A 25,597-nucleotide genomic window follows, 5' to 3' on the forward strand; every position below is an offset into this window, starting at 1 on the left:
TTCTGATAAAAGCGTGGCAACCACGCCGAAAAACTAGCTATATCAACACAAGGATACGAGTCATGACAGCAACACGCACAGAACGCGACAGTATGGGCGAGCTACAGGTCCCCGAAAATGCACTCTACGGCGCGCAAACTCAGCGTGCCATTCAAAACTTCCCTGTAAGCGGGCAGCGCATGCCCGAAGCCTTCGTACGCGCGTTGATTACAGTAAAAAAAGCCGCAGCACAAGCCAACATGAAACTCAAAGTGCTGGATAAAGATCGCGGCCAAGCGATAGTTAAAGCCTGTGATGAGCTGTTGGCACTTGATGATGTGATGCAGCATTTTCCCGTTGATATATTTCAGACTGGTTCAGGCACCAGCACAAACATGAACGCCAACGAGGTCATTGCTCGCTTAGCCTTTCGTTATTCCAGCGAAGAGGTTCATCCGAATGATCATGTAAATTACGGGCAAAGTTCAAATGATGTGATCCCTACCACCATTCATGTTAGCGCGGCTATTGCATTGTCAAACGAGCTTATACCGGCCGTTGAAAGTTTAGTTCGTACTATTGAAGTTAAAGCAAAGTCGGTAGCGCAATACTGCAAAACCGGACGCACTCATCTCATGGATGCGATGCCTGTAGGCATGGATCAAAGCTTACTGGCTTGGGCTTCTCAGCTTAAGCAGCAGATTAAAACCCTGCGCGCTGTGCAGCCAGCTATTCAAACCCTTGCCCAAGGAGGCACTGCCGTGGGAACAGGTGTAAACGCCCATGCGGATTTTGCTACGACATTTTCAGATACACTGGGGGAGCTGACCGACATTGCGTTTAAGCCCGCTGACAATTTCTTTGCATTGATTGGCTCTCAAGACACAGCAGTGACGCTTTCCGGTGCGACAAAAAGTTTAGCCGTCACCCTTATGAAAATTGCTAATGACTTGCGCTGGATGAATTCTGGGCCTTTGGCTGGTTTAGGTGAGATTGCGCTGCCTGCGCTACAGCCAGGTTCATCGATTATGCCCGGCAAGGTAAACCCGGTTATTCCGGAAGCAGTGGCGATGGCTTCAGCACAGGTAATAGGTAACGATACGGCGATTACTGTAGGTGGGCAGTCTGGGAATTTTGAGTTAAATGTAATGCTACCAATGATTGCCAGCAATTTGCTTTCAAGTCTGTCGCTAATGACCAACAGTGCGACGCTAATCGGCGAGCAGGCGATCGAGGGCTTTACTGTAAATCAAGATAACATTGAAGCTGCGCTTTACAGAAACCCCGTGCTCGTCACCGCACTCAACCCTGTTATTGGCTATGCTAAAGCCGCTGAAATAGCAAAAACAGCCTACAAAGAAAACAAGCCTGTTATTGATGTGGCTGAAGCGATGACAGATATCCCCAGAGGCGAGCTAGAATCACTACTAGACCCGAAAAAACTTACCACACCTTAAGCACTGTGAGAAAACGAAGATGATAAAAAGTGCGATCTATGATCGCACTTTTTTTGTCGTGAAAGAGACGTTTGTATACAAACAGGACGCACTAAAAACTCGCATAATTTACGCTTGATTAAAAACTGCTCAACGATTGGCACGTTCTTGGCTTGTTCTAGGGTTATTATCAGGGTAAAAGGTGTTTTAACCGGTATACAGTTGCTGTATGCGAACGGGATTTTTGATACAGTGACGCAATAAATAAATTGTATAGCTGCGTAAGACAGCAACAGACACTAGCGCTAATAGGTTTTGCTTATTGTCATGGCTAATTGCTATGAGGAAAGTGACGCCTTTTCGGGAAGAAAAAATGACAGAAACTTGCTTTCGCATGAAGGGCACTACGCTCACCAGTATTGTGTTAGAAGTAATAGATTTTGAGCCAGATAATTTTGAAGCTCAGTTATCTCAGAAGGTCGCGAGCGCGCCGCAGTTCTTTACCCGTTCCTCACTGATTTTACATTTGATAAAGCCTTTATCTGCCACAGAGTTCGAGCTGCTGGTGGCGCTATGTCGTCGACTGCAATTACAGCCCATGGCCGTGAAAGGTGAGGTGGCAGAGCTGAAGCCTACCATCAATGATTTGGGGTTAGCCGATGTAAGCCAAAGCAAATTTACAGACAGCGCCCTTCGTTCGCACAAAGCGAATGGTAGTGAAAACAATAACGGAAGCGGCGAAACCCCGTCTCAAACCGCACAACAAGATCAAACCGTTTCTGCGCCGCCAAAAAGTGAACCGGCTTCTGCAGCCGCAACCACGCTCAAACCTGCCAAAGTAATTAACCGTCCGGTACGTTCTGGTCAGCAAGTCTATGCCGAAGGCGGAGACTTGGTGGTAACGGCTTCTGTAAGCGAGGGGGCTGAGCTGCTTGCCGATGGTAATATTCATGTTTACGGCACCCTGCGCGGCCGCGCGTTGGCAGGCGTAAAAGGCAATACGGGAGCCCGTGTATTTTGCCAGTCGTTAGACGCGGAACTTATTTCAATTGCAGGGCAATTCATTATGCACGAAACCGTGAAAGGTGAATGCTGGAAGAAACCTGCACAAGTATATTTAGAAGAAGAAACATTACGTATAGAGCCGTTGGCTTAATGCTTTGTACGCACTAATAGGAAAGAATAGATGGCAAAGATTATCGTAGTAACCTCAGGAAAAGGTGGTGTAGGTAAAACTACATCGAGTGCAGCAATAAGTACGGGACTTGCGTTAGCAGGCCATAAAACGGTAGTGATAGATTTCGATGTGGGCTTGCGAAACCTAGACCTTATCATGGGGTGTGAACGCCGCGTTGTTTACGATTTTGTAAACGTCATTAATAAAGAGGCCTCACTTAAACAGGCACTAATTAAAGACAAAAGAACGGAAAACCTTTCCATTCTTCCGGCATCACAAACTCGCGATAAAGACGCGCTTACCGTTGATGGTGTGCAGGCCGTATTAGATGAGCTTAAGAAAGACTTTGAGTTTATTATCTGTGATTCGCCAGCGGGGATTGAGCAAGGCGCACAGATGGCGTTGTATTTCGCTGATGAAGCCATTGTGGTTACTAACCCTGAAGTATCGTCTGTACGTGATTCAGATCGTATTTTGGGTATTCTTCAAAGTAAATCGATGCGCGCAGAAAAGGGCGAACCGGTTAAAGAACACCTTTTATTAACCCGATACAACCCAAGTCGTGTTGAAAGTGCTGAAATGCTAAGTGTTGCAGACGTTGAAGAAATTTTGGCGATTCCACTATTGGGTGTTATTCCAGAATCTGAATCGGTGCTGAAAGCATCTAACCAAGGTCAGCCGGTTATTCTTGACGAAGAAGCTAATGCAGGACAAGCTTATGCTGACGCTGTAAAACGTCTGCTAGGCGAAACTGTTCCACATCGTTTCCTAGAAGCAGAGAAGAAAGGGTTCTTTAAGCGTCTGCTAGGAGGGAAGTAATGGGAATTTTCGACCTGCTCAAAAAGAAGCAAAAGCCAAGCACCGCAGCGGTCGCCAAAGAGCGGTTACAAATCATTGTTGCGCACGAACGTAAAAAGCGGACAGAGCCTGATTACTTGCCAATGATGCAGCAGGAAATTATTCAGGTAATTCGCAAATACGTGACGATTGCTGACGATCAAGTATCAGTACAGCTAGACAATAACGATGATTGCAGCGTACTGGAATTGAACGTGACTTTGCCAGACAGCAATAACTAAGGCTTAATCGCTTAATTAGTTATGGCTGCCTGCCAGCGTTCTTTCACCTTAGTCGCTCATTAGATCTTCATCGACATCTAGTTGTTTGGAGGCTAGCGCGATTAAACGCTCATCAAGTGGAGGCGGAGAGATATCTACGCCTTCACTGAGTTTGTCGATAACGGCGTCAAGCACGTTAACCCTTGCTTGCCACTTAAACTCTCCGTTAATTACATGCCATGGCGCACAACGCGTGTGGGTGTACTTGAACATGTCATTTGTAGCTTCTACGTAGGCGTTTCGCATCTTACGGTTATGCAAGTCTTCTTCGGTTAACTTCCAGCGCTTGAAAGGATTGTGCAGCCGCTCTTCAAACCGCTCCCGCTGTTCCCTTGACGAAATATGCATAAAGAGTTTGATAATACGAACCCCGCTGTCACTGAGCGTTTTCTCAAATGCGTTTATTTCTTCATAACCGCGCTGCCATACCTCTTCATCAACCAACTTATCTACTCTTTCTACAAGCACTCTTCCGTAGTGTGAGCGGTCAAATATTTTAAGTATGCCAGGGGAGGGGATGTGTTGCCAAAAGCGATAGAGAAAGTGTTTGTCTTGGTCTTCTTTTGCGGGCTTTGCCACAGGAAATACACTCACGCCACGAGGGTCTAATTTCTCAGTAATACGCCTTATAGCGCCGCCTTTCCCTGACGCATCCCATCCTTCAAACACAATAAGTGCTCGTTTTTTCTGATGAAAGTAAGATTGCTGAACGTGAAAGAGTTTTTCTTGCTGTTTTACTAACGCGTCTTTGTATTCTTCTTTGCTCGTAAAGCGAGACTGGCCGAAATCGTCAAACAGCACTGGGGTGGAAGAAGGTAATTGGAAGTTGTCGGTTGTACTCATATGCCGCCCCTTTATTCGTGTATCGTCAATATTTTAGATATGTTGACCACACTGCTATTTTCTATCTGTTAGTGTTAACTAGTTTACTTAACTTTTCTATCTCAACGTGTCACTTAACAGAAATGCCGTTAATGTGCAGTAACTTGAATCGTTAAGTTTTGCCCCAATAATTGCTAACTATCCGCAAGTATTAGATAATTGCGACCAAGCACAAAGTGCGAAAGCACGAGGTTAATGTAGAGGTGGGTATGTCTGTAGAAACGGCGTTGCCAATTGAGTTTTCAGACGCTGCAGCAGCGAAAGTGAAAGCCCTTGTTTCAGAAGAAGAAAATCCTGATTTGAAATTACGTGTATACGTAACAGGTGGTGGTTGTTCTGGCTTCCAATATGGTTTCACGTTCGATGAGAAGGTGAACGAAGGCGATATGACCATTGAAAAAGACAGCGTAACTATGGTTGTCGACCCGATGAGCTTACAATACTTGGTCGGTGGCATTGTCGATTATGTAGATGGTCTGGAAGGTTCACGGTTTTTAGTTCAAAACCCAAATGCCACGACGACTTGTGGCTGTGGTGCAAGCTTTAGCGTTTAAGGGCTTAAGCTATACACTACTACGCTTTTTAAGCGTTGAACGTTCAGCTTTGAGCGCTTGATGTTAATACGATAGGCATACATCGCATCATTTTGTATGCCTGTCGGTTGTCTTGTTCTCAACACTTCCTTTTATTTTCAAATTCCGGCTACACTGATTTCATAGAACGACTAAGGTTTAGGACAGCGTTTATGAAATTATATGGCTCCACCACTTCTCCCTACGTGCGCCGCATTCGCATCGTACTTGCGTCTACAGAACATGAATTTCTTAATCTTCAAATTTTTTCAGGTGAAGATCGCGAGTTGCTCGCCTCTCGCAACCCTACGCTTAAAGTGCCTTGTCTTGAAGATGACGGCCAAATGATTTTCGACTCTCGCATTATTTATAACTACCTTGCCGATAAGTTTGATCACGAAGGGTTAAGTTGGGAAGAAGAGAATCAACTAACCCTGATTGATGCAGCTAACGACTCCTTTGTTCAGCTTATGCTGCTGAAACGTTCAGACATTGATATTAGCGAAGACAAAATGTATTACCGTCTTCAAAACGAGCGAATTGAAGCTGTGTTAGATGCGCTGTCAAACCAGCTTGATGCGGGTGGATTTAGTGGTTGGACTTATCCCGAAATCTGTTTGTACAGCATGATTGACTGGGTACTTTTCCGTGAGCTACACAGCATGAAGGATTATCCTCAGCTGTTATCGTTTCATGAAAAGCACCATGATCGCATTGAGATAACGGCAACTGACCCTAGAATTTAAGCGTCAGCGTAACTAGCTACAGACAGGCTGTATTTTAGCCTTGAATGGATGACGAGAAGGGCTATTTAAACACTAATAGCCCTTTGCAAAATCAAACTGATAATTAAGCGATTCACCGTTGATGTAACGCAGCGCATTCTCTAAAAACACGTCGGCTACGTCGCTTGGCTGTGATTCCGCTGCAGTGTGAGCGGTTACTGAAATACGAGGGTGCTGCCAAAACGAATGAGCGGGGTCGAGAGGCTCGTTACGAAAGACGTCCAATACTGCATGGGCCAATGCGCCGTTGTCTAAAGCTTGCAAGAGCGCATCGTCGTCAACCGCACTGCCTCGCCCTGCGTTAATAAATACACTGTGGGGTTTCAGCGCACTAAAAAATTCGTGAGAAAGCATGTTTTGCGTAGATGGCGTGTCGGGCATTAAATTCACCACGTGGTCACATGCTCTGGCAAATGCTTCGATAGTGTTGGGTGTATAAACAGCATCGGCACCTTCCAGTGCTTGCCCGCTTCGGGTTAAACCCACAACGCTCATACCCAATGCGTGAGCAACGGGGATCAATGCTTGCCCAATACTGCCCAGTCCAGCAATGCCAAGCGTTTGTCCATTTAGCGGCATTCGCTTTGATGCTTCCCAAATTGGCTGAGCGGCACGCTGGTTTTGCTCAAAAGCCTTTACGTTTCTGGCATGCCCAAGCAAGTAAGCAAAAACATATTCCCGCATTAGCTTACCAAAAATTCCCTTTAGTCCGGTAAGTATGTAGTTCTTCTTATCGGCATTTAGAAGGGGAGCATTGCCTGCCCAGGTAGACTGACACCAGGTGAGTGCTGAACATGTATCAATAATTCGAGACGCAAGGTCGGGGTCTGCAAGCAGTACCGTAACGGTTTCTGAATTTACATCTTCAGGGCATTGAGCAATTTGTTTAAGTGTTAAAAGCGGGAGACCATCAGCGCCTATGAAGTCGTTATTATCTGCTATTCTTTGGCGAATCGCGTCGGCAATATCATTCGCCTCATCGCTTAAAATAGTCAGTTCAATCCTCTTTGAACTCCTTGCTGTCATTTGCTTAACACTCCTAAAGTAAACTTTTCTTTCCTCTGTCTGACTGCACAATCGTAATGCCAATTGTTCTAAAAATGTGATTTAAGTTTTACATTTTTGTAAACAGTGTTGGTGTCATGTACATGCACCTGAAGTCAATTTGCAACGGAATCGCTATGCAGTCAGAAAACAAATTCCAAAACTCAACAGATGTTGATGTAACGCACGCTAAGGTGCTTTCACCTAAGCGTAACACGACCCAAGCCGAAACAACGCAGGCTTTAGTTGAGGAACAATTATCTCATTTCGGTATAAATGCTGAGAGCGACTACGGTAGGGCACTCGCCAACACCGCTCATCACTTATATGGTGCTCAAGCAAGCGTTATGCAGCTATGGGATATTACGAGTAATACGCTACAAGGACTTGATAAAGAAGACAGACTGGCATATTTCAACGCTAAAAAGTTTCTGTCTTTTCAAATTGCGAAGATACTGGATACGCTGCAAAACCCATTTCGTGCCACGTACCAAAGTTTGTCGAGTGGCAATGGCTCGCAAGGGCACTATCCACTGTTCGACAATGTCACGGCACTTTTTTCTGCAACACCCGTGGTGGTAAGAACAGCGACTTATGTGTATGCCTGTACTGAATGGGTCGACGACGCGTTTCAAGGCAAAGAATTTACTCACCAAATTTATTCACGTCTGTTAAACCCAACGAATATTTCCCTTGCTAACGCCATTGTGGATATGGAAGCGGGTCCTTACGCTGCCGAATATCTAGCCTGGAACTTCAACTCGGGCATGGCTGCCATTGATGCGTGTTTATCAAATGTTCTTAGTCATGGCGATGTACTGATTGTTTCGAGGAACGTGTACGGCGGAGTGTACCAGCTACTTCATGATTATTTCGCCCGCAGCAACCGAATGGACATACAGATTGCGTGGTTTGACGGTTATGACGCACAGAGCTTTGCAGAGTTCATGCAGCAAACTAAAACTGAACATGCGTCGCGCTTGAACAATGGTGCGAAAATGCACGTGTATTTAGAGTCGCCTTGTAACCCACATGGTTACGTATTGGATGTGCCTGGGATCTGTGAATTAGCGCATGCACAAGATGCGTTGGTAATGTTGGACTCCACCCTTGCGACACCTGTACTGCACCAGCCACTTCAGCATAAAAACAAAGCTGCACGACCAGACTATGTGATCCACAGCTACACTAAAGATTTGTGTGGTAGCGGTGCTACCACAGCAGGCGTAGTTATTGGCGAAGGGCACCGCATGTTCCAGCCAAAAGGCAGTTCAGCAAATGGTGTTGATTGGTCACAGACCATGTTTTGGGATGTGTACTACATCAAAGGTGCGTTCTTAGATTCTGAAAAGGCCTTTGATGTATTAAACGGCATGAAGACCTTAGAGCAGCGCATGATGACCAAGGTCATCAATACGCAAGTGTTTACTGCATTTTTGAATGCCCACGATCAAATTCGCGTTAACTGTCACGCACTGCCTGAACACAGTAATGCCGGTTTGCGTGAAAAGCAGCATACACACGGCTGGCCGTGCACTTTATTCACGGTTGATATGGCGCCGGCAAACCTGCCTCGCGATGTATTTGTGCGGTTCTTCGATGCCCTAGAGCCTGCATTCAGCCACCAAGTGAGTATTGGCCAGAATAATACGATAATTTTATGCCCGGCGCTGACCTCTCACTCTGAGCTCAGCTCAGACGAGCAGAAGAAAGCAGGGATAGAACTGACGACTATGCGTATTGCCATGGGTACCGACAACGTTAAACAGCTCATTGCCCACTTTATGCTAGCCGCCAAACATTTTATCGAGCCTCATGCTCCAGGATTTTGTGAAAAGTTTATGGCAAATGCCGACATCGACAATCTGTATTTGTCGGTAAGTGAAAGAGTAAGTTCACAGCACTTTGGCAGCAAGGCCAGTATGGATTCACTGATGAAAGGTGCATAGGTTCATTTTTTAGCTCAAGAAGTTGCTTTGAGCTGTCGATAAAAAATATTGAGGATGTTCTCCTTCTCCCGGGCCTTTCCTTACGCGGGCTCGGGATTTTTTTATTTATAGCAAAGGTAAATGACGCTAGAGCGCCTAACTTTTGTTATAAGGTAAGATAGACACAGATCTTTAACGTCAAAGAATATCTAAGGCAGCCTTATGCACGAGTTTAAAATTGATGTAACGCTAGATGCATCATTGCCCTTTGTTTTTGCAGCATTTCACGAGCCTGAATATCTTAGTGAGTGGTTTGCACCGGGCGATTGTTCGGTCACACAAATCATGAGTGATTTCAAGGAAGGCGGTCGCTATCGCATAAAGATGATGGATCCCAGCGGTATTGAAATGTCATTAACTGGTGAGTATGTGACTATTTTAGCGAACGAGCAGCTGTCGTTTTCCTGGGCGTGGGAAGATGATATGGAAGAGTCGGTGATGACATCAGTAGACATTCACTTCGAAAAGACCGAAGAGGGGAATGTAAGGTTGGTGCTCATTCAGCAGGGCTTTCTCAATAAGCAAGAGTGCGATCAGCACAACTACGCGTGGATGTCGTGTCTAGAAAAACTTGCCGTATTAGCCGCTAAGAAAAAGTCGTTTAACTAAGGCCATACTAAAATAGTGAGAACGCGTTAGCATTACGCATCGTGTTATTTCAAATAACGCTTTTGAAAAGGGCAGAGCGCTAGGCTCTGCCCAAAGACAATTAGGTCAGCGAAGTCATCGCGTCCTTCCCACTCTTCTCGCGGTAGGTTTCAAAATCGTTGTAGCCTTCAACACCACCTCCGTACCACGACGATGGATCGTCAAAGGACTCGAGAGGGTAATTATGCTTAAATCGTGTCGGAAGATCTGGATTCGTGATCCAAGGCCTTCCAAACGCAATCATGTCACCATCGCCATCAGATAAACGTTTCTCGGCTTCTTCTTTGGTGTAGCCACAGTTTCCGATTATCATACCGTCGAATAGTGCTCTAAACTCAGCAAGGGTCATGGCTTCGCCTCGTTCATGGAAGCCAAAGGCCAAGCCATCCATTACGTGTAAATAACCTATCTCCAATTTGTTTAGCTGTTGGGCAACAAAGGTAAAGGTTTCACGAAAATCATCGGCCCCCATATCGTTAAATACACCGTTTGGCGATAATCTCACGCCAACGTGCTCCTTATCCCACACGCTCAATACTGCGTCCATCACCTCGGCCAAAAAGCGGTAGCGGTTATCGACACTACCACCATAATTATCGGTGCGCTGATTGCTGCGGCTATCCAAAAATTGATTGATGAGATAGCCATTTGCCGCATGAACTTCCACACCGTCGAATCCGGCTGCCTTGGCGTTAATGGCAGCTTTTTTGTAGTCTTGTACTGTGCGTTTTATATCGTCAAAGGTCATCGCCTTCGGCACTTCGTAGGACTTCTTGCCTTTAGGCGTGTGAATTTCGTCCCCTTCAATTTTTATTGCTGATGCAGACAGGGGCAAATTTCCATTGTGGAAATCGCTGTGTGATGCGCGTCCAGTATGCCAGAGCTGCAAAACGATTTTTCCCCCTGCCTCGTGCACTCTATTGACCACCGAGCGCCAGCCCTCGACCATTTTGTCGGTATAAATTCCAGGGGTATCAACCCAGCCAATGCCTTCTTCTGAAATGGCCGTTGCTTCAGTAATAATGAGCCCTGCATCTGCGCGTTGTACATAGTGATCGCCCATAATTTTATTGGGTATGCGATCGGCGCCAGCTCTACCTCTCGTCATAGGGGCTAATACCATGCGGTTTTGCAATGTATTCTCTGCCCAATCAAACGAGCTAAAAAGTACTGAGTCTGTCATTCTTATTCCTTATTCAACGTAGAATAGATTGATGTTGAAGCGCTAAGCGTATTGGTGCTCAAAACGCTATAAGATAGTAGTTAATACAGAGATAGCGAGAAGTTGGATTGGTAGAAAGTTGTCCTTGAAACTAATTAAACACAACGGCAGGGAATGGCATCGGTTTGAAAAAAAGCGCCCGAAGGCGCTGTAAAGTGTATTGCAGGGAGAATTAAAGTATCAAAGCCGCTAGGTTTACGTCGAACCTTAGGCCCAGAACAATCGCATCATCAAGTGCCATGGCTCTGTCGCGCTGTGCGAATTGGTCGGGATTGATAATGTAGTGAACGTTCGGCTGAATTCTTACGTGGTCATTGAGTTGATAACCATAACTTAGCTCTAACATGGTTTGGCTGCTTGCTGGTGTACCAACCCCGCCGTTTATGCTTCTTAATATACGCTGATCCTCTAGCGCTTCGTCACTGTACTGTTGACGGGTAAATACGAAGCCAATGGTATCGTCAGGGCGTGAGGCCAGTGTGCCTCGTAATACAAAGCCCGCTTTTATATAGTAGTCTTCAATCAGCTCGCCCGATGTACCGGTTAGCACGGCACCGAATAGTGTTAATCCTTCTTTCGTAAGTGGATTAGGACGTGTAACAGTTTGTTCAAAACGTGCGAATATACCCGAACGACCGTTTCTAACAGCGTAATCATTGCCTGACTGAGCCGCATAGTTGCCCTCCTCATCAAAGACTGGGTCGGTGTAGTCTGCGCCATCGTACCAACCGCCAATTTCGTAGCGTCTTGGAAGTTCGTCATTGTCCCACGTAGTTTGATAGCCCAGAGTGAAGGGCACAACAACACCTGTAGCCTCATTAGTCGCCCAGTCGAAGCCGTGATCGCCTAAGTCTTGATGACTGGTGTTATCTTCATAGACGCCGGTATGAAAGTATGTTTTTTGCGAAAGCCAGTATTTCGCATGGCCACCCCAACTTGAAACCGGCCACCAAGTAAAGTTACTGGTTCTAAATACAAAGGTTGGGTTCCCACAAGCAGCATTGGTTTGAAAGTACTGACAAAGTTCAGAGCCTAAAAAGCTGATATTCGCTACTGTGCGGCCACCTTCCAGTTCTAAATCGCCATCTAAAAACGAGGAAGAAATCGTAAACCGTGCAAGACGGGTATTTTGGCCGCCAAAGATTTCTTGTACGGACGTACTGTTACCAATGTAGTGCTCGGCTAAGTTTTTGCCGTGTCGGTTTGTCATGGCAATATGAATTTTGGTGTCTTTCCAGCCCGCTAGCGTATTTAAATCTAATTCCCCACCTACAAAGAGCTGACCAGCATAGGCACTGCCTCTGCGTTCACCACCGTCAATATTGGTGGCTGACTCACCCGTATAACTTGCTTGAAAGTCAAACGCGTCTTGAAACTTACTTTGTGATGCTGACGCAGTGGCGGCAACAATGGCGGTGCTTGCGAGGAGCGCTGTTTGCAAGCCTGTCTTACATCCAGAAAAGCGACGGGTAACTGTAGGTGTTTTCATCATTATTCTCTCAATTAAAAATGTTTATCAACCGCAGCTTGTTATAAGCGTGTGACTGATGACATCTACGCATTTGTTGCTAACTCCTTGTTGACGCGAGATAAATCAGAGTTAGCTAACGTTACAACGCGTTAACATATGCTTGTTTTGAACGAAATCTAACTAACCTTTGTTATTAAATCAACCTTGTTTATTTATTTATTTTGCTACATTTGTGTGTTTTTCGTTAATAGTTGGGGGATGCGATGGCGATATTTCAAGGTGAGTAGAAAACGTTCAGTGAGGCGTGCTATCTAGGTTATGTCATTGTCTATTAAGAAATTTTCAAAGGCGCTTTTATCCGTTTAATAACAGTCACGCATTGTCTGTTAACGGCCGTCTACATATAAAGTCTAATTTTTAACGCAATTTGAAATAAGTAAATCAAATTGATTTATTGACAGAGGTAAAGAGCAATGCTTAAATTGGTTAACTAATTTTTTACAAGCGAAAGGCCGTTCTCATGAAAAACAACGCCCCTTTGGTTTCCAAAGACACATTGATTCCCTTTGTATTGTTAACGATTTGCTTTGCTGCATGGGGTGTGGCTGCGAACATGACAGACCCTTTGGTAAAGGTATTTAGTAAAATATTTACCATGTCGTCTTTGCAATCGGCATTGGTTCAATTTGCCTATTATGGCGCGTATTTTTGCTTAGCCATTCCTGCTGCTTTTATCAACAAGCGCTTTTCTTATAAAACAGGTGTATTGACCGGACTGGGCTGCGCGGCCGCGGGGGCATTTCTGTTTTATCCAGCCAGTCAAACCATGACTTACGGTTTTTTCCTTGCTGCACTTTTTGTATTGGCTGGTGGATTATCCATTCTGGAAACGTCGGCGAACCCTTACGTCATGGCGATGGGAAATCAAAAAAGTGCGACACGCCGTTTAAATCTAGCTCAAGCATTTAATCCCGTTGGTACTAATTTAGGTGTGTTTTTGGCTGCAACACTTATATTGCCAAACCTGAATCAGGCATCCGCACAAGAGCGTGCCGCCATGTCGGTAAGCGAGCTTAAAAACGTGATAGGGGCTGAGCTTGATGCGGTAATGCTTCCTTATGTAGGTATGGCATGTGTACTCGTTTTGGTTTGGGTTGCAATCTTCCTGATCAAAGCGCCAATTCAAGAATCGGTTGAGTCTAGTGTGGAAGACGTTAAGTTGGGCGCTTCGCTTAAGCGGTTAGTAGCCAACAAGCATTATCGGTTTGGCGTATTGGCTCAGTTTTTTAATGTCGGAGCACAAACGTGCGTGTGGACCTTCACCATCCAATATGCAATGAAAGCGACAGGTGGCAACGAAGTGAGTGGTGGTGAAATTTTACAATACAGCATGATTGTATTTCTAATTTCTCGCTTCGTGATGACGTGGGTTATGCAGTACCTCTATCCAGCTAGACTGCTAATGATCATGTCACTGATTGCCATGGCGCTATGTATCTTCATGACACAGTCTCCTAATTTAGCAGGCGTAATCGCATTGGTATCTATCTCTGCCTGTTTGTCACTCATGTTTCCAACGATTTACGGCATTGCGCTTGAAGGTCTGGGGGAAGACACCAAGCTAGGCGCAGCAGGTCTTGTGATGGCGATTCTCGGCGGTGCCATTATGCCGCTCTTCCAAGCCGCCATTATTGATAGCGCAGGTGTTGTTGTATCATATATTGTTCCAGCTATTTGCTTCTTGCTTGTAGGTGGCTATGGCTACTTCGACATGCGCGCCAAAAAGAGCAGCGCTAAGCCTCAGTCTAATATAGACGCAGATGTCCTTAAAAAGATGGAAATGGGAATAGCTAAGTAGTATTTCTTCAGAAACGTGTACGGGGCCAGTGATTCTATCACTGGCCTTTTTTGTATATTGAATACGTTATGTATTCCACTTTTTTGAGGAATGCACTCAATTAGTTAACAGCATTTTTTCACCGTATTTTCATCAGTTTAGTGCATGTTGAATATAACTGATTTTTCCCCTTGTATAGCGCAGAACACCTGCTAAAGCATGAACAGCAATCGTATAATTCACCCCTGACAATTTGGGAGTAAAACGTATGCTGGACTATGTGCTCATTGGCATAGCGGTAATGGCATTATTGGGTGTGGTATTTGAAGAAGTGCTACACGTGAATAAAGCCAAAACCACATTATTTTTCGGAACATTCGCATGGATCCTTCTTTTCATAGATGCGAATAGGGGCCCTCACCTAGCAGAGCTCAATGAACATCTCATAGAAAACATAAGTGAAATATCCACCCTCTGGTTATTCCTTGTAGCGGCAATGACTTTCGTTGCTTACCTTAACCGCAAAGGCATGATTGAAAACATGTTAAACATTATCATGCCGCAAAAAATAACCCTCAAAAAACTCATATTCTTTACCGCTATTTTTAGTTTTTGCTTCTCCTCGCTAGCTGACAACATCACAGCGACCTTGGTGTCTATTGCCATGGTTTTATCCTTGGGTTTGCCCTTTAACCAAACCATGCGATTTGCCGTGCTAGTGGTATTTGCGGTGAACTCTGGGGGCGTGTCGCTAATAACCGGGGATGTCACCACGCTGATGATTTTCTTGGATGATAAGGTCACTATAACTCAGTTGCTCTTACTTATTATTCCTTCACTCACAGCAGTACTATTTCTAGCGTTACTGTTGAGTATAGGTATGAAGGGGGAGGTTAAAATAAAAAAAACACGCCATGAACTTAGGCCGGTTGATTACGTAATTGCGGGAATATTCCTGTCCACTATTGTACTGACGTTAATTGCCAATGTGCTTTTTGCTATTCCACCTATGCTTTCGTTTTTAGCGGGTATGGCGGTTATGTTTTTAGTGGCAACCTTTATGGGAGAAGAAAAATATGATGATCCTATCTTGGACTATATTCGCCTAATAGAATTCGACACGCTTCTGTTTTTCCTTGGGGTGTTGCTGCTTGTCGGAATGCTCGATCACATTGACGCATTGGGCGCACTTTTACATGTATATAGCGTAATGCCTTCAACAGGAGCCAACTTTGTGATGGGGGTGTTGTCTTCCATGATAGATAATGTGCCATTAACTGCTGCGTTGTTAAAAGCGGACATTGCCATGTCGACAGCTGAGTGGATGGCGTTCACGTATGCAGTAGGCGTTGGGGGCTCGTTACTTATTATTGGCTCATCAGCAGGTATTGTTACCATGAGTAAGGTTAAGGGCCTGACGTTCGCCAAATACGGCAAGTTCGTGTTGCTTCTTCTTGCAGCGTATAGCGTGGGTTACGCGCTGGTATTGGTAATGGCGAATTTGTTTGTTACGGCAAGTTAATTGGTGACGTTGCTTTTATAAACAGAACCAATAAAGCGTTTGAGGGCGATAGCCTGTCGCCCTTACGCTTTTTTATATAACGCTCCGAGTACCGTTGCTTTCGAAGCCCCTGTGACTGCAGGCACATTGCCTGGAATATCATTCATATACGCATGTGCAAACCACGCAAATGCTGCGCCTTCAACGTGCTGTGGATGGATGCCCAGAGCATGGCTGTCTGTTACTACATAATCGCTTAAAGCATTGCTCAAGTTATGCATTAATGCTTTATTGAAAGCGCCACCGCCACACACTATAACTTCGCTTTTTGCGCCTTCTCTATTTGTTTTAGGAAAATGCTTCACAATTTCCTGAGCGATAGTGCTACCTGTTAGCGAAAGTAGGGTAGCTTGCACGTCTTTAGGGGCTAAATTATTGTTCTTTTCTTCGCTTTGCAGCTCTGCACTAGAAGGGAAGTAATCGGCGAGCGCATTGCTTAACCAATTAATATTGAAATACTCTCTGCCAGTACTTTTAGGCGCAGGCAAAGCGAAGTAATCATCCAGTAAGAGCCTGTCTAACAGACCTGAGTGACAATGCCCTGACGCAGCCCATGCTCCATCTTCATCAAAGCTCTTATTTAAATGAAGGCTTATCCACTGATCCATCAAGGTGTTACCGGGTCCGGTATCAAACCCTTTAGGTGGCGAAGCATCTTGTTTTGGCGCAAGCAGTGAAACGTTTGCTATACCGCCAATGTTAACGAGTGCCCGGTGTTTATCATCACTGGCAAATACTGCATTGTGAAAAGCGGGCACTAAGGGAGCACCCTGACCTCCAAGGGCTATATCTTTGCGCCTAAAGTCGGCAATAACATCAATGCCGGTAAGAACAGCGATGGTATTAGGATCGCCTATCTGACAGGTGAAGCCGCGTATGGATGATTCTGCAAAGTGTGCTGACAATACATCGGAATTCGGATGATGACGTATGGTTTGGCCGTGCGAGCCAATAGCCGTAATATCCGAAGGATGTAGGTTGTTTTTCTCAAGCAGCGCTAAGGTGACCTTTGCAAAGGTTTCAGCAACCAGTCTATCAGCGATGGCCAAACTATTAAGTTCATCAGGACCTTCACTACAAAGTGCATTGAGTGCAGTAAGTAATTCGGCAGAATAAGGAATTGAATGGGCGGCGAGGGTGGTGCAAGACGTTTGCGAGATGTCGCACAGGACGGCGTCGACGCCGTCCATGCTAGTACCTGACATCAGGCCAATATATTTTGCCATTTAGTCGTCGCTATTTCATTGCAAGCATAATGCGCTTGTTATTATCTAGCTGCTCTTGGCGTATTGCGGCAATTTCCATAAACCTTTCTTTCTCTTCCTTAGCAATAGGAAGCGCCTTCGGTAGCTCAACCGTACGAGGGTTTCGGTGAACACCATCCACTAAGAACTCATAGTGAAGATGGGCGCCAGTAACCATTCCTGAACTACCTAAATAGCCCACGGTTTGGCCTTGCTTAACCGTATCTCCTACCTTAACTGCACGCTTTTTAAAGTGAAGATATTTGGTCGTGTATTTCTCGCCATGCTGAATGAATACATGGTGACCGTTATATTTATCGTATCCGGCTTTAATTACCTTACCGTCACCCGCAGCCATAATTGGCGTACCAACCGCAGCAACATAATCTGTACCGCGGTGCGCTTTCCAACGCTTTTGCACGGGGTGGAAGCGAGCTTTTGTGAAGTTAGAGCTTACATATCTAAAATTCACCGGCGCACGTAAGAAGCTCTTACGCATACTGCGCCCTTCAGGCGTGTAGTATGTGCCATCTTCGTGAAGAATAGCGCTAAAATGCTCGCCTTGGTTGGTAAACTCCGCTGCAATGATGTCGCCGTAACCGACAAATTCACCGTCGATGTATTGCTCTTCGAATACTACGTTGAACGTATCGCCAGAACGGATCTCAATGGCGAAGTCGATATCCCAGCCGAAAATACCCGCCAAATTCATAATTTGGTTGCTGGTTAAGCCTGCATCACTGGCGGCGTTCCAAAAGCTTGAGTGAATTTCACCTTGGGCGAAGTTGTAGCGAATGTCTACATCTCGCTTTTCAAGCTCAGCGGTTAAGGCGCTGTTCTCATCCGACGATTCTGGACGTACAAACAGGGTTTCAGTCGAAGACAATTTGTACTTTAGCTCGCCGAAGCTGCCGTCTTTATTCGCTTTAAACGATAGTTCATCGCCGGGCAATAAAGTAACCAGCGTTTTTGTTAGCTCTCCTGCCTGCGTCACGTTATATACATCACGCGAAGTGAAGCCAGCACGCTTAAATAGCTTTGCTAATGTATCGCCACTGCGCACCTTGTACGTCTGCCATGAAGATTCTTCTTCACCAGAAAATACGTTGGTTGACGGCGCAATATGAAGCTCCACCGGATAGCGGACACCCGCATCCAGAATGTGTGCTTCTTGATGGCGACTGGCTTCTACTGGTTCACTTGGAAAAAGAATAAGCCCACCCAGAAATAAGCTAGCTACTGCTAACCCAGTTCTGTGCTGTTTCGGTAATTTTTTAAATAAATTGAGCGCTTTAGAAGCGTCTAATTTCTTTCTCATACTACTGCCCACCTGAGAAATGTTATGTGCACAACACTATTCACATACGTTGCTTAAAAATGCAACTTTTCTCATTATATTGTTAGCGCAAATTGTTACACCCAATAGCTCTTATCATGAAGACTATTTCTTGAGTTTACTGAATACAGTCCCCGTTAATTTAGCACTCTAATTCTACGTTAAAAACTGTTGGGTTTAACAACATGACTGTTTGTAATCCGTTTTTTGACGCGCAAACCTTTTAATGGTTCCGTTGTACGCGTAAAATGCCCGCCAATATTGAATATACAGTTTTTTTAAGAGTGTGACGTACAAATGAAAGATTGGCAAACAGCGCTAGCTGAGATTAAACGGGGCGTTGATGAAATACTCCCCGAAGAGGATTTAATTGAAAAACTAAAATCCGGCAAAACCCTTACTATCAAAGCGGGTTTTGATCCAACTGCGCCTGATCTGCATCTTGGTCACACTGTGTTGATCAACAAGTTGCGTACATTTCAGCAACTAGGCCACAAAGTTGTTTTTCTTATTGGCGATTTTACTGGCCTAATTGGCGATCCTACAGGTAAAAATGTAACACGCAAGCCTTTAAGTAAAGAACAGGTATTAGAGAACGCAAAAACGTATCAGGAACAGGTGTTCAAGATCCTTGACGAAGATAAAACGGAAATACGTTTTAACTCAGAGTGGATGGATGGCCTTGGTGCGGCGGGCATGATCAAACTTGCTGCAAGTCAGACCGTTGCTCGTATGCTAGAGCGCGATGACTTTAAAAAGCGTTATAACAACGGTCAGCCAATTGCTATTCACGAGTTTCTGTATCCGTTAGTGCAAGGTTGGGATTCTGTTGCGCTAGAGTCAGACGTTGAATTAGGTGGTACTGATCAGCGCTTTAACTTGCTAATGGGTCGTGAGCTTCAAAAAGAGCAAGGCCAAAAGCAGCAATCTATTGTAATGGTTCCGCTTCTAGAAGGTCTAGACGGCGTTCAGAAGATGTCTAAGTCTTTGAACAACTACATTGGTATTACAGATGCGCCAAACGATATGTTTGGTAAAGTGATGTCTATTTCTGATGATTTGATGTGGCGTTACTATGACCTTCTAAGCTTCCGACCGCTAGAAGAGATTGCTGAGCTTAAAACTCGCGTTGCTAACGGTGAAAACCCACGTGATATTAAAATCATGCTGGCGAAAGAAATTATTGCACGCTTCCATGACGACGCAGCGGCAGAAGGCGCGCATCAGGACTTTATTCAACGTTTCCAGAAAAACGCTATTCCTGACGACATGCCCGAGCTTGAAATTGTATTGAGCGATGAAGGTATTGCCATTGGTAATTTGTTGAAAGAAGCTAACCTTGTAGGTTCGACTTCAGATGCTATGCGCATGATTAAGCAAGGCGCAGTTAAAATTAACGGCGATAAAGTGGAAGACACCCGCTTAGTAATCACCGAAAAAGGTGAAAATGTGTATCAGGTGGGTAAACGCAAGTTTGCGCGTATTACGCTAGCCTAATGTTTTTCTGATAGTTTTTGAAAGCCCGCTTAGTTAAGCGGGCTTTTTTTTGCCTGAAATATAAGTACTAGTGGATAGTAGGGCGATTATTTTTTTAGAAGGCCCTAACTACTCATACAAAGTTAAGCATCAAGCCAAATTTGAAAGTGGGGGATATTGGCTTTAACGTTTATAAGTAATTGTCGTTAAACGTTTTTTTATTTTTCTTACTTTTTTTTGAAAAAGTTTGTCAGGATTTTGCAATCGCTATCGTCTATAGGGGAAAAATCAATCAATGAACCCAACCGTACGATAAGCAGTTAACGCGTAGCAGGCTGGGATGAAACAACAGTGAAACTCAATACTAACGCTTACGCAATGCAAAGGATAAAAACATGACAACGGTAACTTCAACTCGTGCAACATACCATCAGGCCAACAAGAGCCTTCCTGCGAAGGAAGCGTTCATATGGCTGAAAGAGGGGGGGCAGCTCTTTATAAAAGCACCTTTCAAATTATTGGGGCTTTCTTTTGTTACTTTATTTGCCGCGGGGCTCATTCAAGCGCTAGCAGGGCCAATTGGCTTAGGCATATCGAAATGGGTAGGTCCGCTTCTGGCTACCGTAATGTGGTTGGCCATTGCCAACTTAGCAGAGAACAACAAGCTGAGATTGTCGGGCGGTACCCTGCGCTCATGGACAAATGTCGCTTTGTGGAGTTTGACCGGGCCAGTGATCGCATGGATCCAATTTCAAATTGGCGCTATGTTAATGGGCGCAGATGCAGTGGCGGCGTTAGCAAATGGTGTTGTAGTAGATGTACCCGCTTGGAAGGTCGGGCTAATGATGGGCTCGGCAACACCACTAAATTTACTGCTTTTATTTGTACCTATGTTGCTTATTTTAAAACATCGCTCAATCCCAGCATCTTTTAAAAATAGTATTGCTGTAGTAGTGGGCGCTTATAAGCCGATGTTGATAATAGGTGCCATGATTTTCTTAACAGTTGCACTTGCGCCCTATACTTTCGCATTGTCGGGATTAGTGTTTGGCCCTATTGTTTCATGTATGTGCTTTATTGCTTACCAGCGCTTATTTCGCTAATCAGCTAGGAAGCGTAATTCAACTGCTCACTTAAAGCGTGGAATTAAAAAATAATAAAAATGGAAATGCAGTGAAAGAAACCATTCAAATAGAAAAACTGCTTAGTGAATACGCGCCGCTCATGGCGCGTATTGCGGCAACATTTGAGGCTAATAAATCACTTCAAGATGAGCTGATACAAGAAATGTCACTGGCGGTTTGGCGCGCTTTTGAAGGAGCTTCAAAAGACAGTGGTAGTGGCTTTCGCGGTGAGGCAAGTGTGAAAACGTTTGTTGCTAAAGTCGCACATAACAAGGCGGTTGATCACGTGATTAAAGAGCAGCGGCGTCAAGAGTTTACCCGTGACGGCGAGTTTGATTCTTCTCATACAACCAGCGCCAGCTCATCTCGGGATGTCACGTTACAAGAGAATGCGATTGATCTCATGACAGGCTTACGTCAGCTAGAAATAAAGTACAGACAGGTACTGGCATTGCTTTTAGAAGGTTTCAGTCAGCTGGAAATAGCTAATATGTTAGGTATCAAAGAGACTGCCGTCGCTAAGCGAGTAAGCCGCGCCCGCCAACAGCTAACGCAGATAATGGAGCAACAGCCTTGAGCGATAACAAAAAATCCTTGAGCGATAACAAAAAAGCCTTGAGCGAAGAAAAATTAAGTATGGCCGAGAACAGCACGCAAATGAACGAAATAGATAAGCAACTCGCTCAGTGGCAAAGTGCCTACAAGGATGCAACCCCTTCAGTAGATACAGATGCACTGATAAAAGAAACCAAGAGCGCAAGATTTAAACTTAAACTAAAAGGTGCCGTTGATTTGGTGCTCGGGCTAGCGGTTTCTGTGTGGTGTTTAACTTTGGTGTTGTTCGAGCCACTTAGCACATATCAATTTTTGCTTTTCATGGTACTTACACCTATTCCCGCCGCTTTCGGGGCATGGGGATATTGGGTAAGGCAAAAACAGTGGAAGATCCAGACGTTAGACGTTCAGTCAATGTTGGCGTTTAAACAAAACCAATTAAAACAACAATTACATTACTGGAAAATTAGCCTCTATGGATGCTTGGCTTTATGGTGTGGATTGCTGGCACTCGCCGTTTTTAATGTACTGATGTTTAACGCCTTCACGCTGTGGGGAACACAGCTTTTGATAAACAGTGTGGTCGTTTTTATCGTATACCGCCGGTACAAAAAGTTAGCCGCCGACTTGCCGTCGGCGCTAAAGAAAATAGAAGATATGAAATAGCTGAAACTAATAGTCTTATAATTCCAGCATTGGTACGAAGCCCCCATAAATAAGGCGCTTACCGTCGAAAGGCATGGGGTTTTCGTTTTCCTGCATTCTTGGATCTTCCATCACCTTTTTCCAAGCAGTATCACGTACTTCTTTTGAAGGCCAAAATGCAATGGAAAACACCACGGTTTCATTTTCTTTGGCTTTAACAGCCATCGGGAAAGACGTGACTTCCCCTTCAGGGACATCGTCACCCCAAGCTTCAAGTATTTTAGTCGCACCATACTCTTTAAAAATATCGCCAGCGAGTTTGGCGTGCTCAATGTATAACGCTTTATTTTCAGTGGGAACGGCTACAGCAAAGGCATCGATATATGACATGAGGTGACTCCGTCAAAGAATAGATACCTAAAATAGCCTAATTTATAGACAGCATGCAATGCTTAACTTTAAGGTGAATCGTAATTTATAACCATTACTAGCGTTCAGCTATTTTCGCCCATTGGTACAAGCCATGCAGTGCTAGCCTTCTTGCTTTTGCAAAGGGGTAGGTTTTCAAAGGAGAACGATAAAGGGGAAGCGATAAATCGACGTCATTGCTACCCATCATACGTTGAGCAAGTCGTTGCCCTGCAAACGCGGCAAAAGAAACGCCCGAACCGCAATACCCCATGGCGTAACCGATATTACCGCTAGAGCGGTTAGAATTGTTGCCGCTAACCTCATTGTCGATAAATATCCGCGGCATGCTGTCTAACGATACACTTACCCAACCACTCCAAAAATAATCCATGGCTATACCGCTAAGTGAAGGGAAACTTTTTACCATAGCGCGGTATAGTCGCTGTTTCTCTGACGCGTTATCTGCATCTTTACCTTTTACGGCACCACGACCGCCGAATAATAATCTGCCATCTGGCAAAACACGGTAGTAGTATTTCATCATCCGTGTATCCATAAAGCTCATTGGCGTGGTTAGGCCAGACTTTGCGCGCTGTTCGCTACTCAATGGCGCAGTGACAAAAATGCTCGATTGAACAGGAAATTGCTTATTGTCTACGCTGTCATGAAAGCGCTTTGGGGTATAAGCATTAGTAGCAATGAGTATGTGTTTGGCCGAAACTGACCCGCTTGGTGTTGCGACAACATATCCGGTCTTGTGCTTTTCAATACGAATGGCTGGCGAGTCGTAAAAAAGCGTTGCTCCAAGCTCCTTTGCTACTCTTGCATATTCGCTTACTAATTTTAAAGGGTGTAAGCATGCACCCTTTAGCTCAACGCCACCATACGCCCCTTCAATACCAAAGCGCGCAATAAGGTCTTTTTCACTAAGTGGAGAGCTCGGCACATTGAAGTGTGACTCAAGATGCTTAGCACTGGCACAGAGTAGTTCGGCTTGCTTTGGGTTATGCGCCAGTTTTAAATAGGGTCCTTCTACCAAATCGACCTGCATATCAAAGTCTGCAATACGTTGGTTAAGCAGGTGTACCGCGCCATCAAACTCGCCCTGCATAGCTTTGGCGATGTCACGACCCCACTTGTCCTCTATGGCGCTTAAGCTCAATCGGCCGCTACCCGAGAGGATAAAGCCTCCGTTGCGGCCCGCACAGCCAAATCCCGGTGAATTCGCATCAAGTAGCGTGACTTCTTGTTTCGCTTGAGCAAGTGTGATGGCAGCTGAAAGACCGGTATAACCACCACCAATGATGAGGTACTCAGTGTTTACCTTCTTGTTTAAAGGCGGCAGTGTTGGTGGTTTGTGTGTGGCATGCCAGTAGCTGTTTGCCGCGGGTAACATTGATGAAACTCCGCGTGAAATAAGAGGATCGTAGGTCATAGAATAAAAACGTTTTTACCTTTGGCGTACTTATGGGGCTTGAAATTGAAGTAGCATTTCCGCACCTTCACACTCGCAATAACCCTCGCATACAGGGCAATCGTAGCCTTCATGAATAGATGCGTAGCGCCACTTATTAGGGTGCTTCTTTATAAGCTGCCCCCCATTTTTAGTGAAGTACTTAAATGCGCTGTTGCCCGGACTTGCCAACCAAATATGTGCTAAACCCGCTTCTGCGCCTTGAGTTTGCGCACATTCAATCGATTTACTTAATAGTCTGCTGCCAATTCCACAGCCCTGCATTGCGGGGTCTACCGTATTACATTTGAAATAGCATACGGTATTTGGATCTACTGGCCAAAGGGAAGGGCTGCACCACTCATCTGCTTCCCATTGCGTATGCGCAAAGGTGAGCCTGAAACCAACAACTTTTTGTTTGTATAGGGCTACCCAGCTAGCATTAGTATTGCCAACAAAGCTCTTTGCATAGTAATCAGCAAGTAGCTCGTTGGTTAGGTAGTTATCTCCGTGCACGTGATTACCAAGAGCAATCACCCCTGCAAAAAACTCAGGCGCTAGAGACTCGTAGCTGATATCACTTTGAATTATGTGGCTCAAATGATTTGTGGGCTTCATACTTTTTCTTTACGCGGGGCGTTTTTCATCCCGTCAAGGTGCACATCCAAGGCTTCAACTGATATCAATATTTCTCTTACCGACATCCATAGTGAATACAGAAGTGATACTAAACTTGCAGCAAACACCCAGTTTCCTACCTGTTGATAGGTGAGGTATATCGCTAGCATGGATACTACACAAAGAAAAAAACTACCCACACCTGCTATTTGCATTCGCTTAATAAGTTGAATACGTAATCGAAGGTTTTTTATTTGTGCTTGAGTATTCTCATCTCTCTCTTCTTTTGAAAAGTTTCGGATAATAGTTGCAAGCGTTAAAAAGCGATTGGTATAGGCTAGAAGCAATAAAGAAATCGCCGGAAATAACATGGCCGGAGTAGCAATATCTATTTTCATGGGTGTTTCATACAATCGTCGAGTAAAAAGAGTGTATCACAGGGGCTCAGTTACACACAGTAATCAGCCAAGAGGTTGAACTTACAACATCTTTAGTGCCAAAGACTAATACGAAGGAGAAGGCGGAATATTGAGTCTACATTCGGTCAACTGTCATGCCAGCGGCACTCCAGCCTAACATATCGCCTTCTAAATGCATGACTTCAGAAAAATCGAGTTCTTCCAATACTTTCATTGCCAGTTTGGCTCTTCTGCCTGAACGACAATAAATGATAATAGGCTTGTTTTTGTGGCCTTCTAATTCGCTAAGGTAGTCATTGATATTTTCATGGGGCATATTTACTGCGCCAGGAATGTGACCATCGGCGAATTCTTGCGGAGAGCGAACATCAATAAGGAGCCAGTCGTTGTTAGCAACTCGCTCGATAAGATATGGTGATGCGGCAACAGAGGCTTGCGCGGTCGCTTTCGCTGTGCACTGAAGCGACACAAACAATGCAACACTGATAACAACTAGAAAACCCGCAACAACAATCCGCATGAATAAAAACTCTTACCTTTTTATAGAAGATTAGAACCTGCTCTTATTCTGTTACACAAAGGCGCTTAAGTTGAGC

General features: G+C 44.8%; 25 protein-coding genes. 14 read left to right on the forward strand and 11 right to left on the reverse strand.

Annotated elements, in window-relative coordinates; all coding sequences use genetic code 11:
• Positions 1–62 precede the first annotated feature (62 nt).
• From ACFI6L_RS05585 to minE, 4 genes are all read left to right on the forward strand, one after another.
• The gene (locus tag ACFI6L_RS05585; RefSeq protein ID WP_462573572.1) at positions 63–1,436 is read left to right on the forward strand and encodes a class II fumarate hydratase; all 1,374 of its coding nucleotides are present in this window, start codon (positions 63–65) and stop codon (positions 1,434–1,436) included.
• A gap of 352 nt (positions 1,437–1,788) precedes the next feature.
• Complete coding sequence (gene minC, locus ACFI6L_RS05590) at positions 1,789–2,571, forward strand: septum site-determining protein MinC (RefSeq protein WP_427270562.1); 783 nt, start codon at positions 1,789–1,791, stop codon at positions 2,569–2,571.
• Between the two features lie 30 nt (positions 2,572–2,601).
• Positions 2,602–3,411: a septum site-determining protein MinD gene (minD, locus tag ACFI6L_RS05595; RefSeq protein WP_061486478.1), complete on the forward strand. Its 810-nt coding sequence runs from the start codon at positions 2,602–2,604 to the stop codon at positions 3,409–3,411.
• Positions 3,411–3,671: a cell division topological specificity factor MinE gene (gene minE, locus ACFI6L_RS05600; RefSeq protein WP_014950572.1), complete on the forward strand. Its 261-nt coding sequence runs from the start codon at positions 3,411–3,413 to the stop codon at positions 3,669–3,671. Before minD ends, minE begins: the two co-directional genes overlap by 1 nt.
• A 48-nt stretch (positions 3,672–3,719) precedes the next feature.
• Here minE and ACFI6L_RS05605 read toward each other — a convergent pair whose 3' ends face one another.
• Positions 3,720–4,553 (reverse strand): polyphosphate kinase 2 family protein, encoded by an 834-nt coding sequence (locus tag ACFI6L_RS05605; protein ID WP_462573573.1) that lies wholly within the window; start codon positions 4,551–4,553, stop codon positions 3,720–3,722.
• 248 nt (positions 4,554–4,801) lie between these two features.
• On the opposite strand from ACFI6L_RS05605, the gene erpA reads away from it, so the two are divergent.
• Positions 4,802–5,146, forward strand: coding sequence for an iron-sulfur cluster insertion protein ErpA (gene erpA / locus ACFI6L_RS05610; RefSeq protein ID WP_014950570.1), 345 nt, complete (start codon positions 4,802–4,804; stop codon positions 5,144–5,146).
• Between the two features lie 191 nt (positions 5,147–5,337).
• Positions 5,338–5,910 carry a glutathione S-transferase family protein gene (locus tag ACFI6L_RS05615; RefSeq protein ID WP_239241709.1) on the forward strand — a complete coding sequence of 191 codons (573 nt, stop codon included), beginning with the start codon at positions 5,338–5,340 and terminating at the stop codon, positions 5,908–5,910.
• A gap of 72 nt (positions 5,911–5,982) precedes the next feature.
• Here the strand turns inward: ACFI6L_RS05615 and ACFI6L_RS05620 are convergent, their stop codons facing one another.
• Positions 5,983–6,975 carry a D-2-hydroxyacid dehydrogenase gene (locus ACFI6L_RS05620; protein WP_462573574.1) on the reverse strand — a complete coding sequence of 331 codons (993 nt, stop codon included), beginning with the start codon at positions 6,973–6,975 and terminating at the stop codon, positions 5,983–5,985.
• 155 nt (positions 6,976–7,130) lie between these two features.
• On the opposite strand from ACFI6L_RS05620, the gene ACFI6L_RS05625 reads away from it, so the two are divergent.
• The gene (locus tag ACFI6L_RS05625; protein WP_462573575.1) at positions 7,131–8,942 is read left to right on the forward strand and encodes a trans-sulfuration enzyme family protein; all 1,812 of its coding nucleotides are present in this window, start codon (positions 7,131–7,133) and stop codon (positions 8,940–8,942) included.
• A gap of 201 nt (positions 8,943–9,143) precedes the next feature.
• Positions 9,144–9,590 (forward strand): SRPBCC family protein, encoded by a 447-nt coding sequence (locus ACFI6L_RS05630; protein ID WP_014950566.1) that lies wholly within the window; start codon positions 9,144–9,146, stop codon positions 9,588–9,590.
• 100 nt (positions 9,591–9,690) lie between these two features.
• Here ACFI6L_RS05630 and ACFI6L_RS05635 read toward each other — a convergent pair whose 3' ends face one another.
• Together ACFI6L_RS05635 and ACFI6L_RS05640 are read right to left on the reverse strand one after the other, a co-directional pair.
• Positions 9,691–10,812: an alkene reductase gene (locus ACFI6L_RS05635; protein WP_014950565.1), complete on the reverse strand. Its 1,122-nt coding sequence runs from the start codon at positions 10,810–10,812 to the stop codon at positions 9,691–9,693.
• Between the two features lie 211 nt (positions 10,813–11,023).
• Positions 11,024–12,343 (reverse strand): carbohydrate porin, encoded by a 1,320-nt coding sequence (locus ACFI6L_RS05640; protein WP_014977269.1) that lies wholly within the window; start codon positions 12,341–12,343, stop codon positions 11,024–11,026.
• 499 nt (positions 12,344–12,842) lie between these two features.
• Between ACFI6L_RS05640 and fucP the strand changes: the two genes are divergently transcribed.
• Both fucP and ACFI6L_RS05650 read left to right on the forward strand, forming a co-directional pair.
• Complete coding sequence (gene fucP, locus ACFI6L_RS05645; protein WP_462573576.1) at positions 12,843–14,180, forward strand: L-fucose:H+ symporter permease; 1,338 nt, start codon at positions 12,843–12,845, stop codon at positions 14,178–14,180.
• Positions 14,181–14,427: 247 nt separating this feature from the next.
• Positions 14,428–15,681, forward strand: coding sequence for an ArsB/NhaD family transporter (locus ACFI6L_RS05650; protein ID WP_039235284.1), 1,254 nt, complete (start codon positions 14,428–14,430; stop codon positions 15,679–15,681).
• A gap of 62 nt (positions 15,682–15,743) precedes the next feature.
• On the opposite strand, the gene ACFI6L_RS05655 is transcribed toward ACFI6L_RS05650, so the two are convergent.
• Together ACFI6L_RS05655 and ACFI6L_RS05660 are read right to left on the reverse strand one after the other, a co-directional pair.
• Positions 15,744–16,946 carry an anhydro-N-acetylmuramic acid kinase gene (locus ACFI6L_RS05655; protein ID WP_039226165.1) on the reverse strand — a complete coding sequence of 401 codons (1,203 nt, stop codon included), beginning with the start codon at positions 16,944–16,946 and terminating at the stop codon, positions 15,744–15,746.
• Between the two features lie 10 nt (positions 16,947–16,956).
• The gene (locus ACFI6L_RS05660; RefSeq protein WP_462573577.1) at positions 16,957–18,282 is read right to left on the reverse strand and encodes an OapA family protein; all 1,326 of its coding nucleotides are present in this window, start codon (positions 18,280–18,282) and stop codon (positions 16,957–16,959) included.
• Positions 18,283–18,597: 315 nt separating this feature from the next.
• On the opposite strand from ACFI6L_RS05660, the gene tyrS reads away from it, so the two are divergent.
• The 4 genes from tyrS to ACFI6L_RS05680 all read left to right on the forward strand — a co-directional run bounded on the left by tyrS (position 18,598) and on the right by ACFI6L_RS05680 (position 22,121).
• Positions 18,598–19,797: a tyrosine--tRNA ligase gene (tyrS, locus tag ACFI6L_RS05665; protein ID WP_101565695.1), complete on the forward strand. Its 1,200-nt coding sequence runs from the start codon at positions 18,598–18,600 to the stop codon at positions 19,795–19,797.
• 374 nt (positions 19,798–20,171) lie between these two features.
• Complete coding sequence (locus ACFI6L_RS05670) at positions 20,172–20,879, forward strand: hypothetical protein (protein WP_462557669.1); 708 nt, start codon at positions 20,172–20,174, stop codon at positions 20,877–20,879.
• A 70-nt stretch (positions 20,880–20,949) separates the two neighbouring features.
• On the forward strand, positions 20,950–21,477 hold the full coding sequence (locus tag ACFI6L_RS05675; RefSeq protein WP_039235599.1) for an RNA polymerase sigma factor: 528 nt from the start codon (positions 20,950–20,952) through the stop codon (positions 21,475–21,477).
• Positions 21,474–22,121 (forward strand): hypothetical protein, encoded by a 648-nt coding sequence (locus ACFI6L_RS05680; protein ID WP_462557667.1) that lies wholly within the window; start codon positions 21,474–21,476, stop codon positions 22,119–22,121. Before ACFI6L_RS05675 ends, ACFI6L_RS05680 begins: the two co-directional genes overlap by 4 nt.
• Positions 22,122–22,136: 15 nt before the next feature.
• On the opposite strand, the gene ACFI6L_RS05685 is transcribed toward ACFI6L_RS05680, so the two are convergent.
• The 5 genes from ACFI6L_RS05685 to ACFI6L_RS05705 all read right to left on the reverse strand — a co-directional run bounded on the left by ACFI6L_RS05685 (position 22,137) and on the right by ACFI6L_RS05705 (position 25,521).
• Complete coding sequence (locus ACFI6L_RS05685) at positions 22,137–22,490, reverse strand: DUF1428 domain-containing protein (RefSeq protein WP_014950555.1); 354 nt, start codon at positions 22,488–22,490, stop codon at positions 22,137–22,139.
• 97 nt (positions 22,491–22,587) lie between these two features.
• Complete coding sequence (locus tag ACFI6L_RS05690; protein ID WP_462573578.1) at positions 22,588–23,946, reverse strand: NAD(P)/FAD-dependent oxidoreductase; 1,359 nt, start codon at positions 23,944–23,946, stop codon at positions 22,588–22,590.
• Between the two features lie 30 nt (positions 23,947–23,976).
• Positions 23,977–24,582: a GNAT family N-acetyltransferase gene (locus tag ACFI6L_RS05695; protein ID WP_014950553.1), complete on the reverse strand. Its 606-nt coding sequence runs from the start codon at positions 24,580–24,582 to the stop codon at positions 23,977–23,979.
• On the reverse strand, positions 24,579–24,980 hold the full coding sequence (locus ACFI6L_RS05700) for a DUF2721 domain-containing protein (RefSeq protein ID WP_014950552.1): 402 nt from the start codon (positions 24,978–24,980) through the stop codon (positions 24,579–24,581). The genes ACFI6L_RS05695 and ACFI6L_RS05700 overlap by 4 nt, the downstream gene beginning before the upstream one ends.
• A gap of 136 nt (positions 24,981–25,116) precedes the next feature.
• A complete protein-coding gene (locus ACFI6L_RS05705; RefSeq protein WP_014950551.1) occupies positions 25,117–25,521 on the reverse strand; it encodes a rhodanese-like domain-containing protein in 405 nt (134 codons plus the stop codon).
• Positions 25,522–25,597: the final 76 nt, after the last annotated feature.

The organism is Alteromonas sp. G4i35 (assembly GCF_054960375.1).

Excerpts from the sequence above, each read along its gene's own strand:
- ACFI6L_RS05585 (WP_462573572.1), top strand. The coding sequence starts at position 63 with ATGACAGCAACACGCACAGAACGCGACAGTATGGGCGAGCTACAGGTC.
- minC (WP_427270562.1), top strand. The coding sequence starts at position 1,789 with ATGACAGAAACTTGCTTTCGCATGAAGGGCACTACGCTCACCAGTATT.
- minD (WP_061486478.1), top strand. The coding sequence starts at position 2,602 with ATGGCAAAGATTATCGTAGTAACCTCAGGAAAAGGTGGTGTAGGTAAA.
- minE (WP_014950572.1), top strand. The coding sequence starts at position 3,411 with ATGGGAATTTTCGACCTGCTCAAAAAGAAGCAAAAGCCAAGCACCGCA.
- ACFI6L_RS05605 (WP_462573573.1), bottom strand. The coding sequence starts at position 4,553 with ATGAGTACAACCGACAACTTCCAATTACCTTCTTCCACCCCAGTGCTG.
- erpA (WP_014950570.1), top strand. The coding sequence starts at position 4,802 with ATGTCTGTAGAAACGGCGTTGCCAATTGAGTTTTCAGACGCTGCAGCA.
- ACFI6L_RS05615 (WP_239241709.1), top strand. The coding sequence starts at position 5,338 with ATGAAATTATATGGCTCCACCACTTCTCCCTACGTGCGCCGCATTCGC.
- ACFI6L_RS05620 (WP_462573574.1), bottom strand. The coding sequence starts at position 6,975 with ATGACAGCAAGGAGTTCAAAGAGGATTGAACTGACTATTTTAAGCGAT.
- ACFI6L_RS05625 (WP_462573575.1), top strand. The coding sequence starts at position 7,131 with ATGCAGTCAGAAAACAAATTCCAAAACTCAACAGATGTTGATGTAACG.
- ACFI6L_RS05630 (WP_014950566.1), top strand. The coding sequence starts at position 9,144 with ATGCACGAGTTTAAAATTGATGTAACGCTAGATGCATCATTGCCCTTT.
- ACFI6L_RS05635 (WP_014950565.1), bottom strand. The coding sequence starts at position 10,812 with ATGACAGACTCAGTACTTTTTAGCTCGTTTGATTGGGCAGAGAATACA.
- ACFI6L_RS05640 (WP_014977269.1), bottom strand. The coding sequence starts at position 12,343 with ATGATGAAAACACCTACAGTTACCCGTCGCTTTTCTGGATGTAAGACA.
- fucP (WP_462573576.1), top strand. The coding sequence starts at position 12,843 with ATGAAAAACAACGCCCCTTTGGTTTCCAAAGACACATTGATTCCCTTT.
- ACFI6L_RS05650 (WP_039235284.1), top strand. The coding sequence starts at position 14,428 with ATGCTGGACTATGTGCTCATTGGCATAGCGGTAATGGCATTATTGGGT.
- ACFI6L_RS05655 (WP_039226165.1), bottom strand. The coding sequence starts at position 16,946 with ATGGCAAAATATATTGGCCTGATGTCAGGTACTAGCATGGACGGCGTC.
- ACFI6L_RS05660 (WP_462573577.1), bottom strand. The coding sequence starts at position 18,282 with ATGAGAAAGAAATTAGACGCTTCTAAAGCGCTCAATTTATTTAAAAAA.
- tyrS (WP_101565695.1), top strand. The coding sequence starts at position 18,598 with ATGAAAGATTGGCAAACAGCGCTAGCTGAGATTAAACGGGGCGTTGAT.
- ACFI6L_RS05670 (WP_462557669.1), top strand. The coding sequence starts at position 20,172 with ATGACAACGGTAACTTCAACTCGTGCAACATACCATCAGGCCAACAAG.
- ACFI6L_RS05685 (WP_014950555.1), bottom strand. The coding sequence starts at position 22,490 with ATGTCATATATCGATGCCTTTGCTGTAGCCGTTCCCACTGAAAATAAA.
- ACFI6L_RS05690 (WP_462573578.1), bottom strand. The coding sequence starts at position 23,946 with ATGACCTACGATCCTCTTATTTCACGCGGAGTTTCATCAATGTTACCC.
- ACFI6L_RS05695 (WP_014950553.1), bottom strand. The coding sequence starts at position 24,582 with ATGAAGCCCACAAATCATTTGAGCCACATAATTCAAAGTGATATCAGC.
- ACFI6L_RS05700 (WP_014950552.1), bottom strand. The coding sequence starts at position 24,980 with ATGAAAATAGATATTGCTACTCCGGCCATGTTATTTCCGGCGATTTCT.
- ACFI6L_RS05705 (WP_014950551.1), bottom strand. The coding sequence starts at position 25,521 with ATGCGGATTGTTGTTGCGGGTTTTCTAGTTGTTATCAGTGTTGCATTG.